This window comes from Pseudomonas sp. Sample_20 (assembly GCF_004307585.1).
Taxonomy (GTDB): domain Bacteria; phylum Pseudomonadota; class Gammaproteobacteria; order Pseudomonadales; family Pseudomonadaceae; genus Aquipseudomonas; species Aquipseudomonas atacamensis.
In genome coordinates, this window is record NZ_RCOA01000140.1 from 38,962 (window position 1) to 60,544 (window position 21,583).

Below are 21,583 nucleotides of genomic sequence, written 5' to 3' on the forward strand. Positions count from 1 at the left end.
CGGCAACGACCGGACAAAAGACATACGTTGTCCGCCTGTCCAGCGGGGACGGCTATTCTTTGATGATCGGAATAGCCGGCATCGAATAGTAGATAGCTTGGGGAATCCCCGGATAATTCGTAGTGAAGCCGGTACGTGAATCGAGCATCAATCTGGGTTCGCCATTGGCAGCGAACCCCCATCGAATATAAGTGATCGCGTTGACTGTCACGCCATTGACTGCCACTTGCCCCAGCTCGACATCAAGCGCCATCCCGACAGCCAGATAGGTATTCGAGCGGGTGATCCATGAAGCGGGACGATAGATATCCATACGTGCAGCACCCGCGATCGGCTGTCCGGAGACCAGTATCCAATCCTGGGGAGTGCCACCCAACTCTCGTTCAAAGACCGGAGGGCGAAGCAGGGAATCAAACACAACTTCCCCGCGTTCATTACGCACGCGCATTCCGTAACCGCTGACGGAACGAAGGTTATAGGCATAAACACGTATGGCAATGTTCTGGGTTGTATGTCCGCCGTTACCGATAAAGGCCAGCACCGCTCCAGTCCAATTTCCCGGCCCTCCCTGATACTGGACGCTGTCATAGAACAGCGCAGGATTGTCCCATGCCCTGACGGCCAAAATGGGCGGTGCTGCCGAGGTCACCGGATATGGAAAGGCCAACTGATACAAGGCACTCGTACTTACCACTATGTCTTGCTCCAGCAAAATTCCAAGATTATGGAACTTGCTGTCGATAACGGTCGCGCCGCCAGCATTACGCACAAGCAATCCAAAATTACTCATGATTTCGCTACCACATAGAGCGTTCCGGCGGTGTGGTAAGCAGTGTTCCACCAGCCGTAGAATCCCCACTCGACATAACCATCGCGCATGAATGCCCACACCGGACGCTTATTGACCTCATTGCCGACCACATAGGCAGTTGCATTGTTTGAGTTGAAACCAGGCAAAGCAAAAGTTCCAGAATCGGCAAACTTTACGGGCATCGAATGAATGACTCTCAGTGCCCGATCAGTTACATCAATGGACATTCTTCCCTGCGCGTCGAACGTTCTGAATCCGAATGTCATGTTGATAGCATCCCCATTTCAACCCGCACCGTGCCGGCCTGATCCACCACCGTCCATCGTCCACCTTTGTCCAGCGTCCAAATGGGCGTGCCATTGTTGGCCAATGCCGTGGACTGGATGACGTTACCAATTTTTGCGTTGGTGATCGTGCCGTCCTGGATGAAAGCCGAATTGATGAAGGTCTGATTACCAGCGACCGTAAACGGTGACGTCGGTGTTCCTTTGGCCAGGTTCAACAACATGAAGGTGTCCGCACGCACGACGAACTGCGATGAAACACCGGATGGATCAACCTGAAGACCTAGGCCGAACGACGCTGCATATTTCTGACCGCCTGCGGTCGTGTCCATTTTCACCGACCACAAAGTCGACAACTTACCGCTGGTATCCGCCAGCGCAGTTGCCGTCTCTCTCACGGTCGCACTGTTTTGCCCGACCTGTGCGGTCAACTGGTCGATTTTCGAGGCTGTCGCAGTGTTAGTGGTTGTCACTGCTTTCTCGAGCGAAGTAACAATTGCCGTGTTCAGATCAGTGGTGACCTCAACAGTTGAAAGACGTTGCGCCGTCGCCTCATTCTGAGAAGCCCTGACGCTGCTTTCCACGGCGATCGCCGCCGTACTGGTCCAACCCTTGAGCGCATCTGCCAGCTCGCCTTCACCGTTGTCGTCCCGAGACGCTGCGCGCAGCGCCTGAAATGCCGCGGCCTGAGCCGTTACCGCGCCGTCGATCTTGCTGATATCAGCGGTGTTGGTTCCGACCTGCTGAACCAGACCGGTAGCGGTCTCGACTGTTTGCCCGACATCGACCCAATACTCGGCGTTTGGCGGTGGCGAATCGACGGGGACGGGTGCCTTGGCTTGATACAACCGATCGGCCTGACGCACGACGGCGTATTTCGCATAGGTCCTCGTTGGGTCATAGCTTTCGTCCAGGGCATCGATCTGGTTCTGCAGTCCGGGGATTTTTTCGATGTCACTGAGCAGGTCTTTACCCAGTTCGGTCTGCGAGATTTTCCCGGCGAGCATGTCGAGAATCGGTCCTGCCTCGGAACTGGCTTGCCCCAGCACGCCGTTGCCAGTCGGATACCAGGGCCCGATATTGCCAGTGCGATCGACCAACCGTGCCCAGAAAAAAAACGACGTGCCGGCCAGCAGGCTCTGCATTGTGTAATCACTTTGCGGATAAGCCAGGTCGGCCAGCTTGGTAGCGGCTTCAAGGTTTGCCGTTGGCCCGTACCAGATTTCGGTTCGCTGCGTGTCTTCAGCGCCTGCGGGGAACTCCCACTTCAGGCCGATACCGAACAGCAAGCTGTCAGCCTTGAGGAAAGTCACTGAAGGCGGTGGCGTGGTTTTCCCGGACAGTTGCGTTTCCACCGAAGTCGCATAGATCGAGCCGATGTCCAGCGCGTTGATCGCCCGAACCTTAGCCACGTAACGCCCGGCATAAATACCACGCACCTCCATCGACGCCCCGCCGGTGCGGCCTGCAAACACCCATTCGCTGTCGTTCTTGCGCCAGTAAACTTCATATGCAATGGCGTTGGCCGGGCGCGCCCACTCGATGGTCATCACACCGACTGCACTGCCTTGATCGACGAAGTGGTTATTACTGATCGTGACTGAAGTCGGCGGCGTCTGAACGCCTGGCGGTATGACCGTGACAGGGGGACGCTCGATACGGGAGCCATTGTCGATCGCGCCGAACTTGCTCGGCACATGTTTGACGGCGCTGATGCTGTACTTGATTTCAGTGTCGGTGAAGTCTTCAGCAATCGACAACACGCGAAATTGCTGTGCAGCCAGAGAAGCGGAATCAATGGCCCACATCGACTGCGCCGGCGGCAACTCGCTCAACGGCTGAGTCAGGACCACACGCTGCGCCTCGTCACTGATACTCACTGCCTTGATCACGCGTGAAACGGCTTTGCCGGTCGGCATGACCAGGGTGAGTGTATCGCCAGCTTCGGCGGTCACGTGGGCATCTAGGGTCAACGTATCGAGTGTTGCATTACGCAGGCGGCCACCAATCCGTCGGCCGGCACGGTCGTTGTCAGCCACACGGATAATTTGCCCCGGACGCGCCAGCGTTCCGTCCAGCCCCACCGAGAAAGTGACACTTTCAGTTTCCAGGCGATTGGTCAGCAGTGCCCACTTGCCAATGCGTTGGGCCTGGGCCTGAGACGTGCAACCGGTAGCAGTGATCTCCGTCTGCTGTACACCATAGCGGGCGATACCGTCAGCATCATCGACGTACTGAACCTTCTGCCGGTAGAAGTCCGTCGGATCATTCCAACTGACCAGCGCCACGGTAAAACGGGTCTTTTTCGCCGACCCGCCATACACGAACTTGCCGTCAATGACGTTGCCGTTGGAGTAGGTGTACACCGGATCTTCCGGCATGTCGGCCACCGCCATGACCGAGCCCGCCCCCCAATACGACATGCCACGAAAAGTGGTAGCCAGATCCTGCAAAACCTTCAGTGCATCCGCGCGCATCGACAAATACAGGTTGCAGGTGAAGCGCGGTTCAGTCCCGCCCTTGCCGTCGGAGACAGGCTGGTCGCAATACTGACCGATGCGGTACAGCTCCCATTTATCGACCTGACCGGCATTGAGCAAATGGCCCAGGCCATAACGCGGATGCAGCAGCAGATCGTAGTAAATCCACGCCGGGTTGTCGGTCCAGGCCGATTTGAACGTGCCGTCCCAAATACCGCTGTACGTACGGCTCTGCGGGTCGTAGTTGCTCGGCACTCGAATGATCCGCCCCAGCAATTCGAACGAACGCGACGGAATCGACTGGAACTGGGAGGCATCGAATTGCAAACCAATAATGGCGGATCCGGGATAACGCAGTTTTGCGTCGATCACCTCGGTGCTCGATTCGATACTGGTGGTGTCGGCGATCGCCCCGCTGGTGGAATTGGGCGTCAGCCGACGCACGCGTACAGTCCAGCCGCTTTTGGCGGGCGGCAAATCGATACGGTGCGAACGTTCATATTTGGATGTGGTTTTGCCGCTGAACGCGGACGCCAGCACCTCGACGAATGGGCCGCCGTCGGTGGCCAGATCGATCGCGTATTTGATCGTGTAACCGTTGGTGTCGCCGTTACTGGTATTGGTCTGCGCCAAACGCGAAACTGCCAGGCGAATCCGCACAGCCGACAGTTGCAGATTGTTAAACGCTTTGGTCCATGGTTGGTCGCTGCGTAGTTCAATCGCCGCGACCGACTCATTTTCCACAGCGGGGAATCCGGGGATGTGCGCCTGATCCTGACTGCCGGTGCGAACGTCAAGCGTCACACCATTGAAGTTCAGGCTGCCGTCGTCATTAGCCAGTGGTGTTTCATCCAGAAACACCGAGCGAGTATCGTCTTTCAGACCGACGATTTCGCCTTCGCTGACGAGATCGAGGATACGAGCGTAAGCCGTGCTTTGCAGGCTGTCTGGCGCCTCCACGGAGGGCCGCGGCTTGGCGCCGCCACCTTTGCTGCCAGCGAGAATGAGGTCAGTCATGGCTTTCCTTCAGGCGAAATAAAACCCGCGCAGGGCGGGTTGGATGAACGTCGATAAAAGATCGAACGCTAGAGTTGATCTTGGGCGTAGATCCCGGCGCTGATAACGGAGCTGCCGACAATGGCTTGCCCGTAAAGCAGACCGACTGGGTTGCCTTGAGCGCTGGTATTGACCGGGCCGTTGAAGCTGTAACTGGCACGGTTGGCAGGGCTGTCCTGGGCGCCGAGGCCTTTGGCCTGGGGAGACAGCATTTGCATGACACCGCCAATCACCATCGAAATGCCCACAGATCCCACAGCCCCCCAAACACCGCCAGCAGCGAAACCTGCAGTGCCTCCGGTCATGAGCGTCGCTGCGATCAATACGACTCCGATAACAGTCTGCAATACCCCTGCTCGCTTACTACCGATCACCATCGGTGCAATACGAATATCCGCGCTGCCACTCGGAGCCTTGAGCCGATCCGGACCGATGTTGTCGCGTCCCAGGAATACCGAGTAAGTCAGTCCCCGGTCCTTGGATTCCATCAGGAACCGTTCGAACCCAGGGATCAATATGCACAAGGCATGGATAGCTTCGGCCGCATTGCTGACAGCCAGACGGTGCACGCGGCCAAAACTGGCCCCAAGGGTGCCGTAGAGGCGAATGGTTCTGAGTTTTTGCTGATGCATTCACGACTCCAGGAGATAACCTCCAAGTAGGTTTCAATCATTGATTGGTGAGGGTGACGGCTTGAGTCAAAATCTTTGATCGATGCCGCCAGCAACTCACCGTCACCTCTCCCCAATACCCGCCATAGGTATCGCGCCTGCTGTCTCGACCATACAGGTGATGCAGGATTGAACCCGGCGCAGGGAAGTGTCCTGGCTCGGTCTTGAGTACTCCGTCTTCGAGATAAACAGCGGCATGGTTGGGCACGGGCGAGCGAATCTGCATCAACACGACATCGCCCTGTTGCAATTGGCTGACCGGTACAAAACCGGCGGAGGGCAGGTTCTCCAGATAGAGGTTTGCCCCTTTGTCCCACCAACCGTCTTCGCGCTGATAGTTACCCAGTTCGATACCCATTTCCCACCGGTAATAGTCCAGGATGATGCTCAGACAATCATGCACACCATGAGCAAATGCGCGCCCAATCAAGGGGGCCTGATAGCCGGTGGGCGTGATGGTGACCAATTCACCTGCATAAACCTGCCCCTCGTCACCCTTGCGGACTTCGAGGATGTGCCAAGGCAATCCCGACGCCTCACAGGAGACACGGTCGGCTTCACTGGCAGTCGCCGGATAATCCGGATGGCTGTGAACGACGGCGAGAATCTCACCGCACTCCTCAGCCGCCGCATAGTCTTGAGGCGCCAGACGAAAGTGCTCGCTTGGGGTAGTGGCGACATTGCGACATGGCACGTAACGTGTTTTACGCCCATCACGAATCAGCAAGCCGCAGCACTCGCTGGGATACTGTGCAATAGCGTGACGGGAAATCGCCTTGAGGATGGCCTTGTTCATATTCAGCTCCTGACCAGGCCTGCAGCCGGGAATGAGCCGTACGGAAGTGGATTGTTTTCACCAAAACGCAGCTTGCAACTGCTTAGGCGCCCGCCACATTTGTCCTTGACGGCGTCGCTGACAATTACGTCATTGGCGTCCGCTACCGGGCCACCGTTATAGCCGCAGTACGGACCGCGATAACCGCCGCAACTGAGCCACCAGCAGACATTGGCAACGATTTGCCGACGCGGCAGTTGTACGCCGTTGAAGTCCAGCGCACTGGCGAGTTCGAACTTCACCACTTCGTTGTCTTCACTGACTTTGCGTTCGATGTACCAGACATCTGGCGGCAGTTCTTCTTCGGGATCGGCTTCAGGCTGACCATCGAGATACTTGCCCAACGTGCGATGACGGATCAGCCGCGCCCCGACCAGATCATCGAAATACAACACCAGAGCAGTGATGAAACCACCGACGTTACCGACCGAAAGCGATGGTGTCGGCTGTGTGCCCTGCCCGGTCATTTCAAAGCCTTCGGCCTGAATGGGCCAGGGTGAATACTCCAGGCCTTGCCAGAAAATCGAGGCTTGCTGTGGATAACCGTGGAAGCGATATAACTCGGCTCCGAGGCTGGTGGCATCGAGCTCAAACAGCTCGACCCAGGCACCCGGTTCCAGCGCCTGGACATCTGCAGTAATGGACATTTAAATCTCCGGGCAAAGAAAACCCCGCGCAAGGCAGGGTGGTTTTGGCGTCAGGCGTATCCCGATTTACGGGTGAAATGCCTGCTCGAAGGTGGCTACCAAGGTATAGAGACCTGCTCCCATCGGAGTCGGTTGATAACCTTTGCAGCGATAGAGGGCCGGCCCGCTCAACGGTGCCGTCCAGTAAAAAGGCGCGGCTCCGGCGTGACGATCAAGAAACTGCACAATGGATTTGATCCGCACCTCGTCACCGACGAAGGTCAGCGGCCAGGATTGTGTTTTGTTGTTGATGCCGTCTTCGGCCACTTGTTGGTAGCCATCGCCAAATTTCGCCGACTTGAGGCGAAACTCGACATTGCCGACAGGCTCTACTTTTGGAAGCCAGCTGAACGTTTCCGTGCTCATGTTTTCTCCGGGCGTGAGTGGTTGCAGCCGCTGATCTTCAGCGGCCGTTGATGGCGGACCAGATCTGCCCACCCGGTTTAAGGTCACGAGCAATCTGTTCGGCGGCACCCAGTTTGGCGGCACCGGCGTAGGCCTTGGCGACAGTTTGCGAGTTCATGTCGCCTGCTACGCTCCCCCCCGAACTGTCGCCCACATTGATTGTTTGCTGGATGACTACCTGATGGTTGCTGTGACCGCCCAATGCGCCACCCTGCACCTGCACGCCGAGGGAGCCATCGGAACCTCGACTGAGCGGCATGATGGCTTCTGCTCCGGCTTCGCCGAACATGGCCATCGGCGCCAGGATCGGCCCCGTGGCAACGCCGTTTGTAAAGGCCCCCCCCTTGGCGAATCCGGTGTATCTGAAATCCGACCCAATCGATAAAGCCGGGTTGAAGATGGTGGTGTCCGCCCCTACTCTGGCGGTCGTCACCCCAGGTGCGCTACCACCACCAAACAGCGACGTCGCCGCCGTTCCGACCAGACCGAACAACGAACTCAGACCTTTGGACATCGCTGTTTGAGCGGCCAGCTTGGCCATGTCTCCAAGCACCGATTTGGCAAAATCGGAAAACGAAAACTTGCCTGTCAGCGCAAATGTCGACACCGCATCGCCCATGGTGTTGAACGCGTTGGTAAACACTGCCTTGGATTTGGCTGCAACATTGTTGGAGCTGGTCAGGTAATCATCCCAGGCCGAGGTGGCCCCGTTGATCCAATTGCCCTGCGCCTCGGTCATCGACTCATAGTTGCTTTGAACCTGAAGAGTCATTGAGTCGTGCTCGGACTTCAGCGCCGACAGTCGACTGCCGTAGTCGGCGCTGTCTTGAGGCGCAACACCTCCAGACACAGGAGTGTCCAGTGCTTTTCGCGAGACTGCATATTTCTGGTCGATTTCATTCAGCGCTTTCGCACGATCACTTTGTCGTGAGCCCATTCCAACGAGGGCGGCAGCCAGCGAGCCATCGCGCCGCAGCTTGTCGAAGTCGTTTGAATAGTTGACTTGCTGACTGACTTGCTCCTGAACGTCGACGTAAGTAGCGATGTTCGCTTGCGCAATCGAACTGGCCGACGCATGCAGCGTCACGCCGATTTTCTTTGCGGCATCCTCGATCTGCTTTTGCATCTGACGCAGCTTTTGTTCCGTGATACGTGACGCCTGAGTCCAGGCTTGTTCAAGGCCGTCGAGGTTCGGCGTCAAACCTGCAGAGGAAGTAACTGCCATGTGCGTTTCTCCGGGCTATGAAAAAACCCGCCGAAACGGGTCATATGAATTTCTGGTTATTGCCACTCCTGAATTGCGCGTTCCAGAGAAAGCCCCTGACGCTGCTCATGAGGCATAAAGTCCAGCATTTCCGCCAGACCGCCGCCCAGACGGTGGGTCTGTAGCGCAACCATTGCGCTACTCGCCTCCAACCGCCTACCGGTATGAAGCGATCCATATCTATCGATGTATCGACCCCATGCCAACGCTTCCTGGTAGGTCATGCGTTCCTTGGCTTCGGCAATCGTGCGGCCGCCGACTCCGTTCAGCACCAATTCGTGCCAGAACTCATCGGCGGCAGTCAGTTTTTTGCTGCGCTACCACCAGTGCCATTCACCTCATTAACCGCGTTGAGCAACAGAAACCCTAACGAAGGTTCGAGGTTGTAGGCATCATCGTAGGAAAGTGCTTCCACGCCTTCGGCTCCCAACGATACCGATGCCGCAATGTAACTTGCATTCCGGCTCTGTTCGTTTTCACCCTGGGCGAACAGTCGCTCAATGACGCCGAACGACTGCCGGCGAATGTGCAAAGTGAAGGTTTCAGTTACCTCCTTGCCCGATTGACCATCGAGATGAGTCCAGCTCACTTCTTTTTTGATCGGCTGACCGTCAACGATGCCGCCCTTGGCTTTCAGTTGTTTGAGGTTCATGGCTAATCTCAGGCTTTCTTGATCCAGGCGGACCCACCGGCACGCTGGATAGTGACGGTAGTAGTGACGACGGCATTAAGAGCAAAGTTGAATGGGAAGTCCGACACATAACCGTCGAAAGTGAACCAGGTACGAGTCATCGGCAATTCAAAGTCATCGCCCCTGCTGTTTACCGCTGGCACAACATCTTTGCCGTCAGACCAGCCCACGACCCATTTGATGCCAGTGTCGCCGTTGGCCTCGGAAAGTTGATGCAGGCGAATGTGACTGGCGTTAGTCGGATCCGCGTTGAGGCCCAGGCTCGCGGTGCCTGGTGTACGCAGCCCTTTCTTATAGGTGCGCTCTTCGGCATTGAGACTGGTGTCTTCAATCTGCTCCGCCGGAGCGCCGCCCGGATCGAAGGATGTAGCGTGCTCGATCTCCAATACAGTGTATGGACCGGTACCAGTGACAGGCGGTACCAGGGCGAAAATTTGAGTACCTTGGGTAAGAATCGACATCTAGCGTTCTCCAATGAACAAAAAACCCGCAAATGCGGGGTGGGGGTGAGGCTCGGTTGATGCTGCCTCGACGTTTTGCAGCAGACGAGTCAGGGTGCAGGCGTACCGTCCAGGTAAGGCGGTGCGTCCGGATCCGGCTCCCGACTCTTGATAAGGTCTACCAAGGCCTGGTTACTCTGCGCCAGCATGCGGATGGAAGCATTCAATGCCGCCTGGCTGTCAGCCTGCACTTGCAGTGCTGCGATCAATCTGTTGATCGCAGCCAGATCTTCGTCATTCATGGTCAGTTTCTCTCTTCGCAAGGGTCATTGATCAGTCGGGGGAGTCGCGCGGCGGCACTTCGCAGACGCCGATACGCTTGGCCGCCCAGCGTTCGTAAAGGCCTATGGCGACATCAGCGCCGGCCATCGCCGTCAGGCAGCCAAACGCGCCAGCGGCCCAGATCGACATGCCGGCGGCATACAGCAGCATGATTGCCGACACGCCGCAGATCATGCAGGCGCCGGAACGCAGAGCCAGACGCCGCACCAGCGACCAGCCGCGGGCGCCCTCCTTGTCGGCGCGCCACATTTCGCCGGACACCCCGCCGACGACAGCGAGGAGGATGACCAGCCAGATCGGCATGTCCGCCAACGCTTGTTGCTCGTTTGTCATGTCACGCCTCCGTGGGTGATTGATGAGTGATGGGTTGGTTCAAACGGTTTCTCTTGAGGCAGGCATTCCAAAAAGCCCGGCGCTTGTACACCGGGCTTTTCAGTAATGCGCTCCTTCGCCTTCCTTCCAATCCTGTGTTCGAGAAGGAAGCTGACTTTTCGGCGCTACTGGCGCGGTACGAGTCCATTCAGATTGTTTTTCCGACCGCGGTCCCTGCCCGCCGGATAACTGCTTCTGGTGCTTTACGCTGCACACCCGGGTCAGTTGCCAACCCTCTGAACCGTTGAGGCCGGTTCATCGCTGCCTGTTCTTGTGGAACTAAAGAGCTTGTCTTGCCAGCCGCTTTGTCGAGCGGCTTGGTGGCAAGAATATGCATGGATGCATATACAGTCAATGCGCAAATGCATTTATTTATGCATTAAATTTGCGCGTATGCATGAAACCCAAGCGGGCCAAGGGGTGGGGAGATTTGTGCAGGCGAAAAAAAACCTGCCGAGGGGCAGGTTTCAGTTGGATGAACGAGAGTTAGCGGGCGTACATGCCCCACCAGAAGACGTGACCGAGGATGACGATCTGCTCTTCCTGGATTTCCTGGAAGCTATAGTCCTCGTCCGGATGCTCGTCGCGATTGAAGCTGCGCAGACGGATGCCGGTGGGCAGGCGATAGAGTTGTTTCACACGCAGCTGACCGTTGTGATTGATCGCATACAGATCGCCATCGATGATGTCGCCGATGCCGCACTTGCCGGCGTTGACGCCGACGGTGGCGCCATCGCGAAGAACCGGTAACATGCTGTTGCCGCGTACGGTCACACACTTGGCCTGGTCGAACTGCACGCCGTTGTGGCGCAGGCTGCGCTTGCCGAAGCGCAGGCTGGAGCGCTCGCTCTCTTCGATGACGAATCTTCCTGATCCAGCAGCCAATTCAACCTCACGTAGAAAGGGCACCGACACCTCGTCGTCATCGACGGGCGTGTCGTCGTCCCACAGGCTTATGTCCTTGAGTTCCGCATGCACGTCAGCGCGAGTGCCGCCGGTCGTTGGCGCGACGTCCGCGCGCCCGCGCAACTGATCTGTGCTGACGTTGAAATACTCGGCGATCTTCGAAATGTGTTTATCCGAAGGATCGACAATCTTCCCGCTGAGAATCCGCGAGAGCGTTGATTGAGGCACGCCGGTGCGACGGTGGAGCTCCGTGGGGGAGATCCCGTGCTGGTCGAGCAGTGCTCTTAAGACGGAGGAAACGTTGCGTTTTTGCATAACGCGCATAGTGCTTGAAGTTTTTACGGAAGACAAATGCTGATTTGCATATTTCATACAACCCGCATTCTGATACCAACTGCAGCTCGCTTCAGGCATCGAAGCATCGGATACGGTAAAACCACCACAAACCCAGGTCAGCCCCATCAGGGAACTTACGGTATGCAAAGTAATCTCTGAATACCGAACGCCCCTACTGAAACCACAAAAACTTACATTCGTGCATTTGCTAACGCTGGGCACGCAAGAAGTTCGTCGCCCCCAACACGGCTATTTTGCCTTTGGTTTCAGGCGCTCAAGAACGTTTACCGCATCTTTACTGCCGTTTAGCGCAGCCTTCTGATACCAGGCGCTGGCTTCGACCTTGTTTTCAACAACCCCGACCCCGGTATCATAGGCTCGCGCCAGCCAATACTGAGCTTCAGCGTTATTTGCAGCGGCTGCTTTCATATACCAGTTCACTCCTTCGCCAGGATTCTTGGCGACACCTTGCCCTTCACTGTACATTCGCCCCAGAACAAGTTGAGCCGAAACATCACCATCGACGGCCCGCCTCAATATATGCCCGACACTTTCAGGCATATACTTGGTGCCCATCAGAACACTCGAGGGCTGAGATTGATTGCTTCTCTGGTATGCGACATCGACAGATTGCTCAAAGACAATCCGAATTCGCTTGAAGGATTCAATATATTGACCCGATAACTGGGTAAACAAAAGCAGGCCCCCGGTACTTGGAAGAACCCGGCGAGCGTGCAGCTCATGCACTTGCCCCTGCATATCCTCCACCAGCGCTCTGCCACGTATGTCACTATCGGAATCGGAGGCAGGCTTAATAAACAAAGCGATCGACACTAGGTTTCGGCTCTGAACAGACGCAGATACCGGCACCTCCAAGAGGTAACCCTCATCGCTCTTTTTAATTTGTTTTAATATGTAATCCTGCTCTGCCAAGGGCGTTAACCGTTCACAGTTTCTCCCGTACAGCCATGGAAAAGGATCAATAGGAACGCACAAGGGCGTGACACCTTGGTCAATAGCTCCCGAAAACTCCTTCCAATAGGAGTTTCCAAGACCCGGAGCAACCCACTGACGACTGATCTTGGTGCCATAGGAAGCCCAGCCAGTGCCAATAAACCAAAGAGAGAAAATAACCACGGCGGCCAAGCGTCCGAAGCGAAACCTGGCGGTAGCCGAAGTCAAAATGGCCGCACATGCAGCGACAACAAATACAAACCCAATGTAAGCAGTCAGTACATACCTGGAAATTCTGAAATCTGCCACAACTGGCTGAAAGGAATCGGTCCAGACGAGACTAAACGCCAAACAATTCAAAAGCGCCGTGAACGCTACCAGGCCGACCCCGACCAACAATAGAGGACGGGCTTTATTTACCTTTGCATACGCCAATCCGAGGATTGCCAACACCAAGGAACCGACCACTGCAAATGTGCCAAAAGCGGCCTGAAAGTCAGGACCCAGTAAAAAACGTCCAAACAAAGTTACGGTATAAACGAGTGCCAGGTAGCCTTTGTAGAACAAAGAACTATCACTGTGTTGCAGCGGCGTCCACCCTGTATTCGCACTTACGACCATCCGTGCTATTTGCAACAGGCAAGCCAGTACAGAAACGACAGCAATTGCCCTTATGCGTCCTGGCCTCAAGAGTGCTGCAAAGACCAACACTGGGAGAATCGTCATTACCGCTGGTTTCGAGACGAATAGAAAGGGTACTAACCAGGCCCAAAGCGGCAGGTCATTTTTTCGATCGTTCAATGCAAGAGCGATTACAGCGCCAATGAAGAAAACCGAAAAATAAGTAAAATTGATAAACGTACGGCTTTCAAAGTCGGCAACCATCAAAATAGCTATAACAACTAGGAATCGCAACCCGTCGCTTTCGATAACAGCTCGAAACCGCTCGATCAAAAAAGAGCAGATTAACAGAGATATAAGTACAACAGACATCCAGTTATAATAATACGGCACGGACACTGCCGGCATTGAAAACAACGCACCTATATAAGCGACAATACGTTGCGGAAAAGGTACATACCCCGCGTCCACAGCGAAAAAATTCTGATAAAGCGATGTAGCATTCGCATTATCAAAATAGTTAGGCCCCATTTCCGCCCACATTGCACCACCCAACAACCAACCAGGTTGCAGGACCAGTAAATAAACCACATGAAACAAAACTGCCGCCCAAAAAAATATAGCACCTCTTCCGAGGGAGTTATTTCTATTTGGGGATTCTACAGATTGCATAAAAAATTCCATGGTTGAAAATCAGACAAAACTTCCGACAAAAACAGAGCAGCCTATTCCCTGAGGACATCACCTTCAACCGTCCCCGCTTCTTTGGGACAACAGATCAAGGCGCTCATCTCCCCTGCGATGCGCGGGATGATACCTGCCAGCCCTGCTTGTGGCTAACACAAGTCGAAGCAAATTGCTGAAGCAAACCAGGAATAATCGGGCTCTGGCTTTGCATTAATCGATTCCAGAAGCTGATCCAAGGTAAATGAATTGCTCCTGCCACCGGACTTCCAAAACCTCGAGTCGAAGCCGGACCTCAGTTCATCGCTAGCTCGTCCCACGTCTGAAACGGGCAGATTTGGCCAATCACAGGCCTTCTAAAGCGCCGTACCAAGACGTATAATCGCCACACTCCAAAGCTTGCTGCACCCTAGTAGCTTTCGATATCAACCAAATACATGGCGAGGGCATCTTGCAAATAATCATTCCAATGTCAGGCTTTGGTGAACGGTTCCGCCGTGCCGGTTATACCGTTCCAAAACCGCTAATTGAAATAGACGGCAAGCCTATCATTGCACATGTTCTTGATATGTTTCCTGGTGAGCAGGACGTCATTTTTATTTGCAATCAGGATCATCTTGATAACTCCGACTACCGTATGGATTCGATCCTGAAGAATCTTTGCCCGACGGGTAAAATCATTGGTATACCTGCGCATAAACTCGGGCCTGTCTATGCTGTTCGACAAATTGAGCACTTGATCAAACTGGACAGCCCGGTCGTGGTTAACTATTGTGACTTTACCTGTTACTGGGATTGGCCGCATTTTAAGAATTTTGTAAAGACCACAGGCTGCGCCGGTGCAATACCTGCCTACAAAGGATTCCATCCCCACTCTCTGGGCAGCACTAATTATGCCTATATTCGAGAAACTTTAGGCGCTGTACAGGACATTCAGGAAAAACAGCCTTACACCAATAATCGAATGGAAGAGTATGCTTCCAGTGGTACCTATTACTTCGACTCAGGGAGGACGATGATCGATGCGTTCCGACAAACCATGGATCAGCAACTCAATGTCAATGGAGAATATTATGTCAGTTTGGCCTACAAGCCGTTACTGGCCGACAGCCGTTCTGTAATGGTTTATCCGCTCCAGCACTTCATGCAATGGGGCACACCCGATGACGTCAGAGAGTATAACGGCTGGTCTACGGCATTCAGAAAGATGAACCAGCCGTCCGCCCCTCTCTCAGCCCCACCCAACGGCGCGCTGATCATTCCAATGGCCGGTATGGGTCAACGATTTACCAACGAAGGTTATTCGCTGACTAAACCCCTGATACCTGTTTCAGGCAAACCCATGGTCAATCAGGCAACAGACGATTTGCCTAAAGCCAAACATCATGCATTCGTCCTTCGCCAAGACATGCCGGGACATGCCGAAACCGCGGAACAACTTGAGGGTCTGTATCCAGGCACGGTAATCAAGACGATTCCAAGCGTTACACAGGGGCAGGCCTGCACAGCGTTACTCGGTCTTGATGCACTTGAGAGCGCCATTGGGCACATTGACGGTCCGATTACTTTCGGCGCCTGTGATAACGGTGCTCTTTATGATGAACAGGCGTTTCGAACCCTCATCGACAATCCTGAAGTGGACGTGATTGTCTGGGGCGTGAGAGGCCATGCAAATGCGATCCGTCAGCCACAAATGTACGGCTGGATCGATTCGGAGAATGGCCGCATTCTTCGTGTTTCGGTGAAGACACCACTGGCGTCTCCAGAAACAGACCCGATCATCCTCGGAACTTTCACTTTCCGACGTGCAGAAGACTTCCGTTTGGCAATCTCTAATTTGATCCAGAGAGATGGTCGTATCAACGGCGAGTTCTACATCGACTCGGTTATCAATGACGCAATTGAAACAGGCCTGCGGTGCGAGCTGTTTGAGGTAGACAGCTTTCTATCGTGGGGGACCCCAAACGACCTGCGCACGTTTGAATATTGGCAATCCTGCTTCCACAAATGGCCAAGTCACCCTTATCGATTGCAGAACGACACACGAATTCCAGCGCAAGCCGTTCTAGAGCTGGAATCGCGTTACCAAGCGATACTACCCGAATTTCCTGGCTCAAACGTATGATCCTGCGCGAGCTCAAGGCCTTTTTAATCGTTGGAATCTTGACCGTTCTCATCGATTTCCTGACCTACCGCGCCATTGTCTGGACCGCGTGGCTGGATATCGACATGGCCAAAGCAGCTGGTTTTCTGGCAGGTACCGTATTCGCCTACTTTGCAAACAAGAAGTGGACGTTTGATCAAAGGGAACATGCGCCCGGGAGCGCATGGCGGTTTATACCGCTTTACGCGATCACTTTGGGCGCCAACGTCTGGGTAAACTCGATGTGCCTGAGTCTGCTCCACTCGTTGCCCGGTTCAATCCAGATGTCGTTTCTGTTCGCCACGGCAATGTCCGCCGCACTCAACTTTCTGGGAATGAAGCTCTATGTGTTCAAAGCGCACACTACTAAGGAGAGGTCATGAAGTTCTCGCTCGTCATTCCCTGCTACAACGAGTCGGCCAGCTTGCCGTTATTGCTTGAACGCTGCAAAGGCCTGGTGGCACAAAATGGCGTAGAGATCATTTTGGTCGATAACGGATCGACCGATAGCACACCGCAAGTACTGGAAAACCTGCTACCTGCTTATCCCGGTTGCAGAAGCGTGCGAGTCGACGTTAACCAGGGATATGGTCACGGCATTCTTTGTGGCTTGCGCGCCGCCGAAGGCGACGTTCTCGGGTGGACGCATGCAGATCTACAAACCGATCCAATGGACGCACTGCGTGGTCTAGCTCTCTTTGAGCAGTATGGACCGGAAATTTTCGTAAAGGGTCGTCGCTATGGTCGCCCCTTTGCGGACGTCGCGTTCACATTTGGCATGAGTGTCTTCGAAACCATTCTGCTGGGTAAACCCATGTGGGATATCAACGCTCAACCCACCATGTTTTCGAAAGCCTTTTTTGCGCGTTGGCAGTCAACTCCCGCGGATTTTGCACTGGATTTATATGCCTACCATCTGGCGCAGACTGAAGGACTGAAAATTCATCGATTTGCGGTTCGCTTTGGTGAGCGCCACCATGGTGAATCCCACTGGAACGTCAACTGGGCTGCCAAAAGAAAGTTTATCCGCAGAACTATCGATTTCAGCTTGCAACTAAAAAAGAGTCTAAGGAAATGAAGCTCATCTCGCATCGGCGTAATACTCGCCAGGAACTCAATGCCACTGATGGAAAATACGGTATTGAAGTCGACATCCGCAGCTTCGGAAATGCGCTGGTCATCCACCACGACCCCTATACAAAGGGTGAGTCGTTCGAGGAGTGGGTTAATGACTATCGTCACGGTACGCTGATTCTGAACGTGAAGGAAGAAGGGCTGGAGGCGCGCCTGATTGCGCTGATGAAAGAAAAGGGAATTGAGGATTACTTCTTCCTAGATCAGTCATTTCCGTTCCTGATCAAGTGGTCCAAAGCGGGTGAACGCCGGTGTGCTGTGCGTGTATCAGAGTTCGAGTCCATTGAAACAGCTCTAACACTTGCCGGAAAAATCGAATGGGTATGGGTCGACTGCTTTTCCCGCTTTCCGCTTAGTCATGAAGACGCCACGCGCTTGCAGAATGCTGGCTTTAAGCTGTGCCTGGTATCTCCAGAGTTACAAGGCCGGGATGCAGAGTCGGAAATTCCGTTACTGATAAAAATGCTGAGTGAACGCAACATTGTTGCGGAAGCCGTGTGCACCAAAAGACCCGATTTGTGGGAAAAATTGGCGACGAAGGCATGAAATCAAAGCTATTTATCCACCCGCTCTTCCTGATAGGCTTGGCACTGCGCCTTCTGCTCATACTGTGTATCGCTCCCGCGTCAATGACAGATTGGTATATGCCCTTTTTAGATACCAGCGTTAGTACATTGACACTTGATCCATGGGCTACGTGGCTTGAACAAGGGGGGGATATCGCTGCGTTTCCATATGGTTACGTAATGTGGACAGCCTTCACACCTTTGATAGCGCTGTGCAAAATCCTTTCAATACCGCTTTCTGTGGGTTACGGCCTTACCTTGTTTGGTGCCGACCTGCTGTTATTGATTGTTTTGCAAAAACTGATCCCAAATCGCGATCGCTTGCTACTGGCAGTCTATTGGTTGTCGCCCATAGTGATCGTGGGCAGCTATGTACTGGGCTTTAATGACTTGATTCCAGTGCTTCTACTTGCTGGCTCACTTTACTTTATCAAACGTGCTCGATTGGTCATCGCGGGACTGATATTTATCTGTGCGGTATCTGCGAAACTTAGCATGGTGCTGGCCCTGCCTTTTTTCTTGGTTTACTTGCAGCACAACCGACCGCTACGTCAGTTTTTACCGCGTTTTCTGCTCGCCCTTGGGGCGGGTGCCTTTGTCACGATATTGCCATTCCTTCTGTCCAGTTCCGGTTTGAGCATGCTTTACAACAACCCGGAAATTCAAAAGGTCTACAAGCTGACTATCAGCATCAACGACAAGAACCACCTGTACATCGTACCGCTTGCATACTTATTGATGATTTATGCAACCTGGAGAATTAAACGGCCTAACTTTGAACTCTTTCATTCGACACTAGGCGTCGTTTTTTTACTTGTGGTGCTTATGACACCTGCGTCACCGGGCTGGTTTATCTGGGTCATTCCTTCTCTGGTAGCTTACCAGGCAGCCAGTGACCGGATTGCTATTGTTATTACCGGAGTTTTCTCGCTGCTCTACGTCGCGAGCTCGGCGCTGATCATCTCTGATCTCGGGGTAGCCGCTCAAAACGTGACCTGGTTACCGCAAGTCGTCAGCCAGTGGTTGCTAAACGGCAAGTTGTCTTCTCTGATCCAAACGGCCATGGTTGCGGCGGGTATTATTCTGACCCTTCGGATATGGCGTGAATCTGTCAGTCGAAACGACTATTTCCGACTGAGTCGAAAACCTTTCGTCATTGGTGTGGCTGGAGATTCCGGGGCAGGCAAAGATACCTTTTCAGACGCCATCAAAGGTCTGTTCGGGGGCCACTCGGTAGCGACGCTATCTGGCGACGACTACCATCTATGGGATCGCCAGAAACCAATGTGGCAAGTGATGACCCACTTGAACCCGATGGCCAACGACCTCGAAGGTTTCGCCAATGATTTGGTATCACTGACGGACTCAAAACCCATCCACTCTCGTCACTATGACCACCACACGGGTCGCATGAGCCGCCCCATCGTCATCAAGAGCAATGACTTCATCATCGCAAGCGGCTTGCACGCTCTGTACTTGCCGATCTTGCGCGAGTGCTACAACTTGAGTGTCTACTTGGATATCGATGAGGATTTGAGGCGCCATTTCAAGCTTCAACGTGATGTTCACCAGCGCGGACATACGGAAGAAAAGGTGCTCTCGTCTTTCGCTCGAAGAGAACCCGATTCCGCGCGTTTTATACGCCCTCAGGCGGCACATGCCGATCTCGTATTATCCTTGCAACCGATACACCCGCATATTCTCGATGGGGTAGACAAAGAACGTCTTCTGCACTTCAAGATTGTGGCCCGTTCGTGTAATGGCTTGAACGAGATGTCCCTGGTCCGGGTGCTGGTGGGGGTTTGTGGGCTGCATGTCGATATGTCGACCAATGACGACGCGACTCAAGTAGAGCTGACTATCGAAGGCGAAACCTCTGCTCAGGATATTGAGATGGCCGCGAGGATGATCTGTCCAAGGGTCTTCGAGTTTCTGGATCTGGCGCCCCAATGGCAGGATGGCGTAATGGGGCTGATGCAATTGATCACGCTCTCTCACATCAATCAAGCACTCACGAAACGGTTTATATAGTGAAAATTCTTGCACCTGAGCGGTTTGACCGGCTTCCCAACGCCATTTTGTTCGACACCGACAATACTCTTTATCCCTATGATCCTGCGCATGCGGCTGCGCAGCAGGCGATTCGGGAGAAAGTCGTCAACACCTTCTCTATCAAACCGGAAGTTTTCGACGCCGCTTTCAAGGAAGCTCGTCACCAGGTAAAGACCCGGCTCAAACACACGGCTTCATCTCATAGTCGCCTGTTGTACCTTCAACGTATGCTGGAAATCATGGGACTGGGCTCACAAGTCCTTCTGGCGCTCGATTTTGAACAGACGTATTGGCGCACCTTTCTCAGCAATGCGGTTCTATTCGACGAGGTCAAAGACCTTCTTGACGACCTGAGACTAATGGGAATACCCACTGCGATCGTCACCGATCTGACGGCCCAGATTCAGTTTCGCAAGGTCGTCTACTTCGGGCTTGATCATTATTTTGATTACATCGTGACCAGCGAAGAGGCGGGTTACGACAAGCCCCATCCGGCACCATTCGAGATTGCCCTGGAGAAAATGCGTCCAAAAGGCAATTGCATCTGGATGATTGGCGACAACCCAATCAACGACATCCGGGGTGGTCGCGAGCAGATCAACGCGGTCACATTGCAAAAGATTCATACGGGGACCCCAATGGGTACTGGGGAGAACTCTCCGGACGCCGCATTCACTGATTTCAAAGAGCTACGTCGCCTGATTTCCAGATTGAGGGACGAACATGAACATGCATGAGTCCGTGCGAAAATTCTGCGCAACAATCGGTGAGAATCCGCTACTGGTTCAAGGCGCTGGAGGAAACGTCTCTTGGAAAGAAGACGCTACTTTATGGATTAAAGCGTCAGGCACTTGGTTGGCTGAGGCGATGACGGACGAAATTTTCGTTCAGGTTGAACTCAAGAACCTCACCCAGGAACTGCAAAACAAAAACTATAGCGTCACGCCTCAAATGATCGAGCCCGGTTCATTGAAGCCTTCGATTGAAACCTTGCTTCACGCACTAATGCCCCACTCGGTAGTCGTTCACCTGCACGCGGTGGAAGTGCTTGCTCATTTAGTGCGTGAAACATTCGAGCTTTCCGACTATCCGGATCTCGATACCACGTTGAATGCACGGGTAGTGAACTATTTAAAACCAGGGGCCGATCTAGCAAAAGGCGTCGCTGATCAACTTGAAAACTCGGCTCAAACCCGTGTCATTTTTTTAAAGAGTCACGGCGTCATCCTCGGTGGCGAGAGCATCGAGGAAATAGAAAACCTGTTGAGTTATCTAACAAAATTCTTCAGGACTCAACCAGTACACTGTGATCCCATGGAAGTACCCTTGCCAATAAGCCTAGTGTGCGGCGCAACATTCAACCCTGTGTCGGACATCAGACTTCATGAGCTTTCGTTGAACCCGGAGCTCATCACTCGTATCAAAGAGAGCTGGGCTCTCTATCCTGACCATGTGGTGTTCATGGGTGCCCAAGCCCTTATATTTGAGAGCCGTGAGGACGTTCAACGCCAGCTATCCGCATGCGAAGAGCTCCCGGACGTTATTTTCATTAAAGGCGCAGGGACCTTTACAAGTGAAAAAATAAGCAAGGCAAAAAGTGCTCAACTTACTTGCTATTACGACGTCATAAAAAGACAGCCCACTGATACAGTGCTCTCAACACTTAGAGAGTCCGAAATTGCCGAACTTCTCAATTGGGATGCCGAGAAGCTCAGAATTCAACTCTCAAAATAGTCATCATCGGGGAAGGGCTCGATGGTCAGTCTTTGCGCATGCGCTTCTGCTCGAGCCTCACCCGCCATGGTAACCTTGCACTCATTGCCAAAACGATGGGCAAGAGTTTCTTCTCG

General features: G+C 53.7%; 22 protein-coding genes. 7 read left to right on the top strand and 15 right to left on the bottom strand.

All coding sequences use genetic code 11. The annotated features are described in order from the left end of the window. Window positions 1-52 precede the first annotated feature (52 nt). The 15 genes from D8U70_RS27305 to D8U70_RS27375 all read right to left on the bottom strand — a co-directional run bounded on the left by D8U70_RS27305 (window position 53) and on the right by D8U70_RS27375 (window position 13,826). Entirely contained in the window at window positions 53-790 is a 738-nt protein-coding gene (locus D8U70_RS27305; protein ID WP_130930175.1) for a hypothetical protein, read from the bottom strand. Further along, window positions 787-1,077 carry a hypothetical protein gene (locus tag D8U70_RS27310; RefSeq protein ID WP_130930176.1) on the bottom strand — a complete coding sequence of 97 codons (291 nt, stop codon included), beginning with the start codon at window positions 1,075-1,077 and terminating at the stop codon, window positions 787-789. Before D8U70_RS27310 ends, D8U70_RS27305 begins: the two co-directional genes overlap by 4 nt. Then, window positions 1,074-4,592: a phage tail protein gene (locus tag D8U70_RS27315; protein WP_130930177.1), complete on the bottom strand. Its 3,519-nt coding sequence runs from the start codon at window positions 4,590-4,592 to the stop codon at window positions 1,074-1,076. The genes D8U70_RS27310 and D8U70_RS27315 overlap by 4 nt, the downstream gene beginning before the upstream one ends. Before the next feature lie 68 nt (window positions 4,593-4,660). Then, the gene (locus D8U70_RS27320; RefSeq protein WP_130930178.1) at window positions 4,661-5,263 is read right to left on the bottom strand and encodes a tail assembly protein; all 603 of its coding nucleotides are present in this window, start codon (window positions 5,261-5,263) and stop codon (window positions 4,661-4,663) included. A 37-nt stretch (window positions 5,264-5,300) separates the two neighbouring features. Then, on the bottom strand, window positions 5,301-6,098 hold the full coding sequence (locus D8U70_RS27325; protein WP_130930179.1) for a C40 family peptidase: 798 nt from the start codon (window positions 6,096-6,098) through the stop codon (window positions 5,301-5,303). A gap of 2 nt (window positions 6,099-6,100) precedes the next feature. Further along, window positions 6,101-6,784 (bottom strand): phage minor tail protein L, encoded by a 684-nt coding sequence (locus D8U70_RS27330; protein WP_130930180.1) that lies wholly within the window; start codon window positions 6,782-6,784, stop codon window positions 6,101-6,103. A gap of 66 nt (window positions 6,785-6,850) precedes the next feature. Next, window positions 6,851-7,189 (bottom strand): phage tail protein, encoded by a 339-nt coding sequence (locus tag D8U70_RS27335; protein ID WP_130930181.1) that lies wholly within the window; start codon window positions 7,187-7,189, stop codon window positions 6,851-6,853. Window positions 7,190-7,226: 37 nt separating this feature from the next. Then, the gene (locus tag D8U70_RS27340) at window positions 7,227-8,453 is read right to left on the bottom strand and encodes a phage tail tape measure protein (protein WP_130930182.1); all 1,227 of its coding nucleotides are present in this window, start codon (window positions 8,451-8,453) and stop codon (window positions 7,227-7,229) included. 56 nt (window positions 8,454-8,509) lie between these two features. Next, complete coding sequence (locus D8U70_RS27345; RefSeq protein ID WP_093104203.1) at window positions 8,510-8,764, bottom strand: hypothetical protein; 255 nt, start codon at window positions 8,762-8,764, stop codon at window positions 8,510-8,512. 29 nt (window positions 8,765-8,793) lie between these two features. Then, window positions 8,794-9,144 (bottom strand): phage tail assembly chaperone family protein, TAC, encoded by a 351-nt coding sequence (locus D8U70_RS27350; RefSeq protein ID WP_130930183.1) that lies wholly within the window; start codon window positions 9,142-9,144, stop codon window positions 8,794-8,796. An 8-nt stretch (window positions 9,145-9,152) separates the two neighbouring features. Further along, a complete protein-coding gene (locus D8U70_RS27355; RefSeq protein WP_130930184.1) occupies window positions 9,153-9,644 on the bottom strand; it encodes a phage tail tube protein in 492 nt (163 codons plus the stop codon). Window positions 9,645-9,733: 89 nt separating this feature from the next. Beyond that, window positions 9,734-9,925, bottom strand: a complete 192-nt coding sequence (locus tag D8U70_RS27360) for a hypothetical protein (RefSeq protein ID WP_130930185.1) — start codon at window positions 9,923-9,925, stop codon at window positions 9,734-9,736. 31 nt (window positions 9,926-9,956) lie between these two features. Beyond that, window positions 9,957-10,298, bottom strand: coding sequence for a phage holin family protein (locus tag D8U70_RS27365; RefSeq protein ID WP_130930186.1), 342 nt, complete (start codon window positions 10,296-10,298; stop codon window positions 9,957-9,959). Between the two features lie 525 nt (window positions 10,299-10,823). Continuing rightward, window positions 10,824-11,567, bottom strand: a complete 744-nt coding sequence (locus D8U70_RS27370; RefSeq protein ID WP_110600122.1) for an XRE family transcriptional regulator — start codon at window positions 11,565-11,567, stop codon at window positions 10,824-10,826. Between the two features lie 261 nt (window positions 11,568-11,828). Next, window positions 11,829-13,826: a tetratricopeptide repeat protein gene (locus D8U70_RS27375; protein ID WP_177434008.1), complete on the bottom strand. Its 1,998-nt coding sequence runs from the start codon at window positions 13,824-13,826 to the stop codon at window positions 11,829-11,831. 463 nt (window positions 13,827-14,289) lie between these two features. On the opposite strand from D8U70_RS27375, the gene D8U70_RS27380 reads away from it, so the two are divergent. From D8U70_RS27380 to D8U70_RS27410, 7 genes are read left to right on the top strand one after another with little or no spacing between them, the layout of a single operon-like run. Next, the gene (locus tag D8U70_RS27380; RefSeq protein WP_130930188.1) at window positions 14,290-15,963 is read left to right on the top strand and encodes a sugar phosphate nucleotidyltransferase; all 1,674 of its coding nucleotides are present in this window, start codon (window positions 14,290-14,292) and stop codon (window positions 15,961-15,963) included. After that, window positions 15,960-16,364 carry a GtrA family protein gene (locus D8U70_RS27385; RefSeq protein ID WP_177434009.1) on the top strand — a complete coding sequence of 135 codons (405 nt, stop codon included), beginning with the start codon at window positions 15,960-15,962 and terminating at the stop codon, window positions 16,362-16,364. The genes D8U70_RS27380 and D8U70_RS27385 overlap by 4 nt, the downstream gene beginning before the upstream one ends. Then, window positions 16,361-17,059: a glycosyltransferase family 2 protein gene (locus tag D8U70_RS27390; RefSeq protein ID WP_130930190.1), complete on the top strand. Its 699-nt coding sequence runs from the start codon at window positions 16,361-16,363 to the stop codon at window positions 17,057-17,059. The genes D8U70_RS27385 and D8U70_RS27390 overlap by 4 nt, the downstream gene beginning before the upstream one ends. Further along, a complete protein-coding gene (locus D8U70_RS27395; protein WP_130930191.1) occupies window positions 17,056-17,661 on the top strand; it encodes a phosphatidylinositol-specific phospholipase C/glycerophosphodiester phosphodiesterase family protein in 606 nt (201 codons plus the stop codon). The genes D8U70_RS27390 and D8U70_RS27395 overlap by 4 nt, the downstream gene beginning before the upstream one ends. Beyond that, a complete protein-coding gene (locus tag D8U70_RS27400) occupies window positions 17,613-19,712 on the top strand; it encodes a hypothetical protein (protein ID WP_206663057.1) in 2,100 nt (699 codons plus the stop codon). The genes D8U70_RS27395 and D8U70_RS27400 overlap by 49 nt, the downstream gene beginning before the upstream one ends. Beyond that, window positions 19,712-20,470, top strand: a complete 759-nt coding sequence (locus D8U70_RS27405; protein WP_206663058.1) for an HAD family hydrolase — start codon at window positions 19,712-19,714, stop codon at window positions 20,468-20,470. Before D8U70_RS27400 ends, D8U70_RS27405 begins: the two co-directional genes overlap by 1 nt. Then, entirely contained in the window at window positions 20,457-21,467 is a 1,011-nt protein-coding gene (locus D8U70_RS27410) for a class II aldolase/adducin family protein (RefSeq protein ID WP_130930193.1), read from the top strand. The genes D8U70_RS27405 and D8U70_RS27410 overlap by 14 nt, the downstream gene beginning before the upstream one ends. Window positions 21,468-21,583 lie beyond the last annotated feature (116 nt).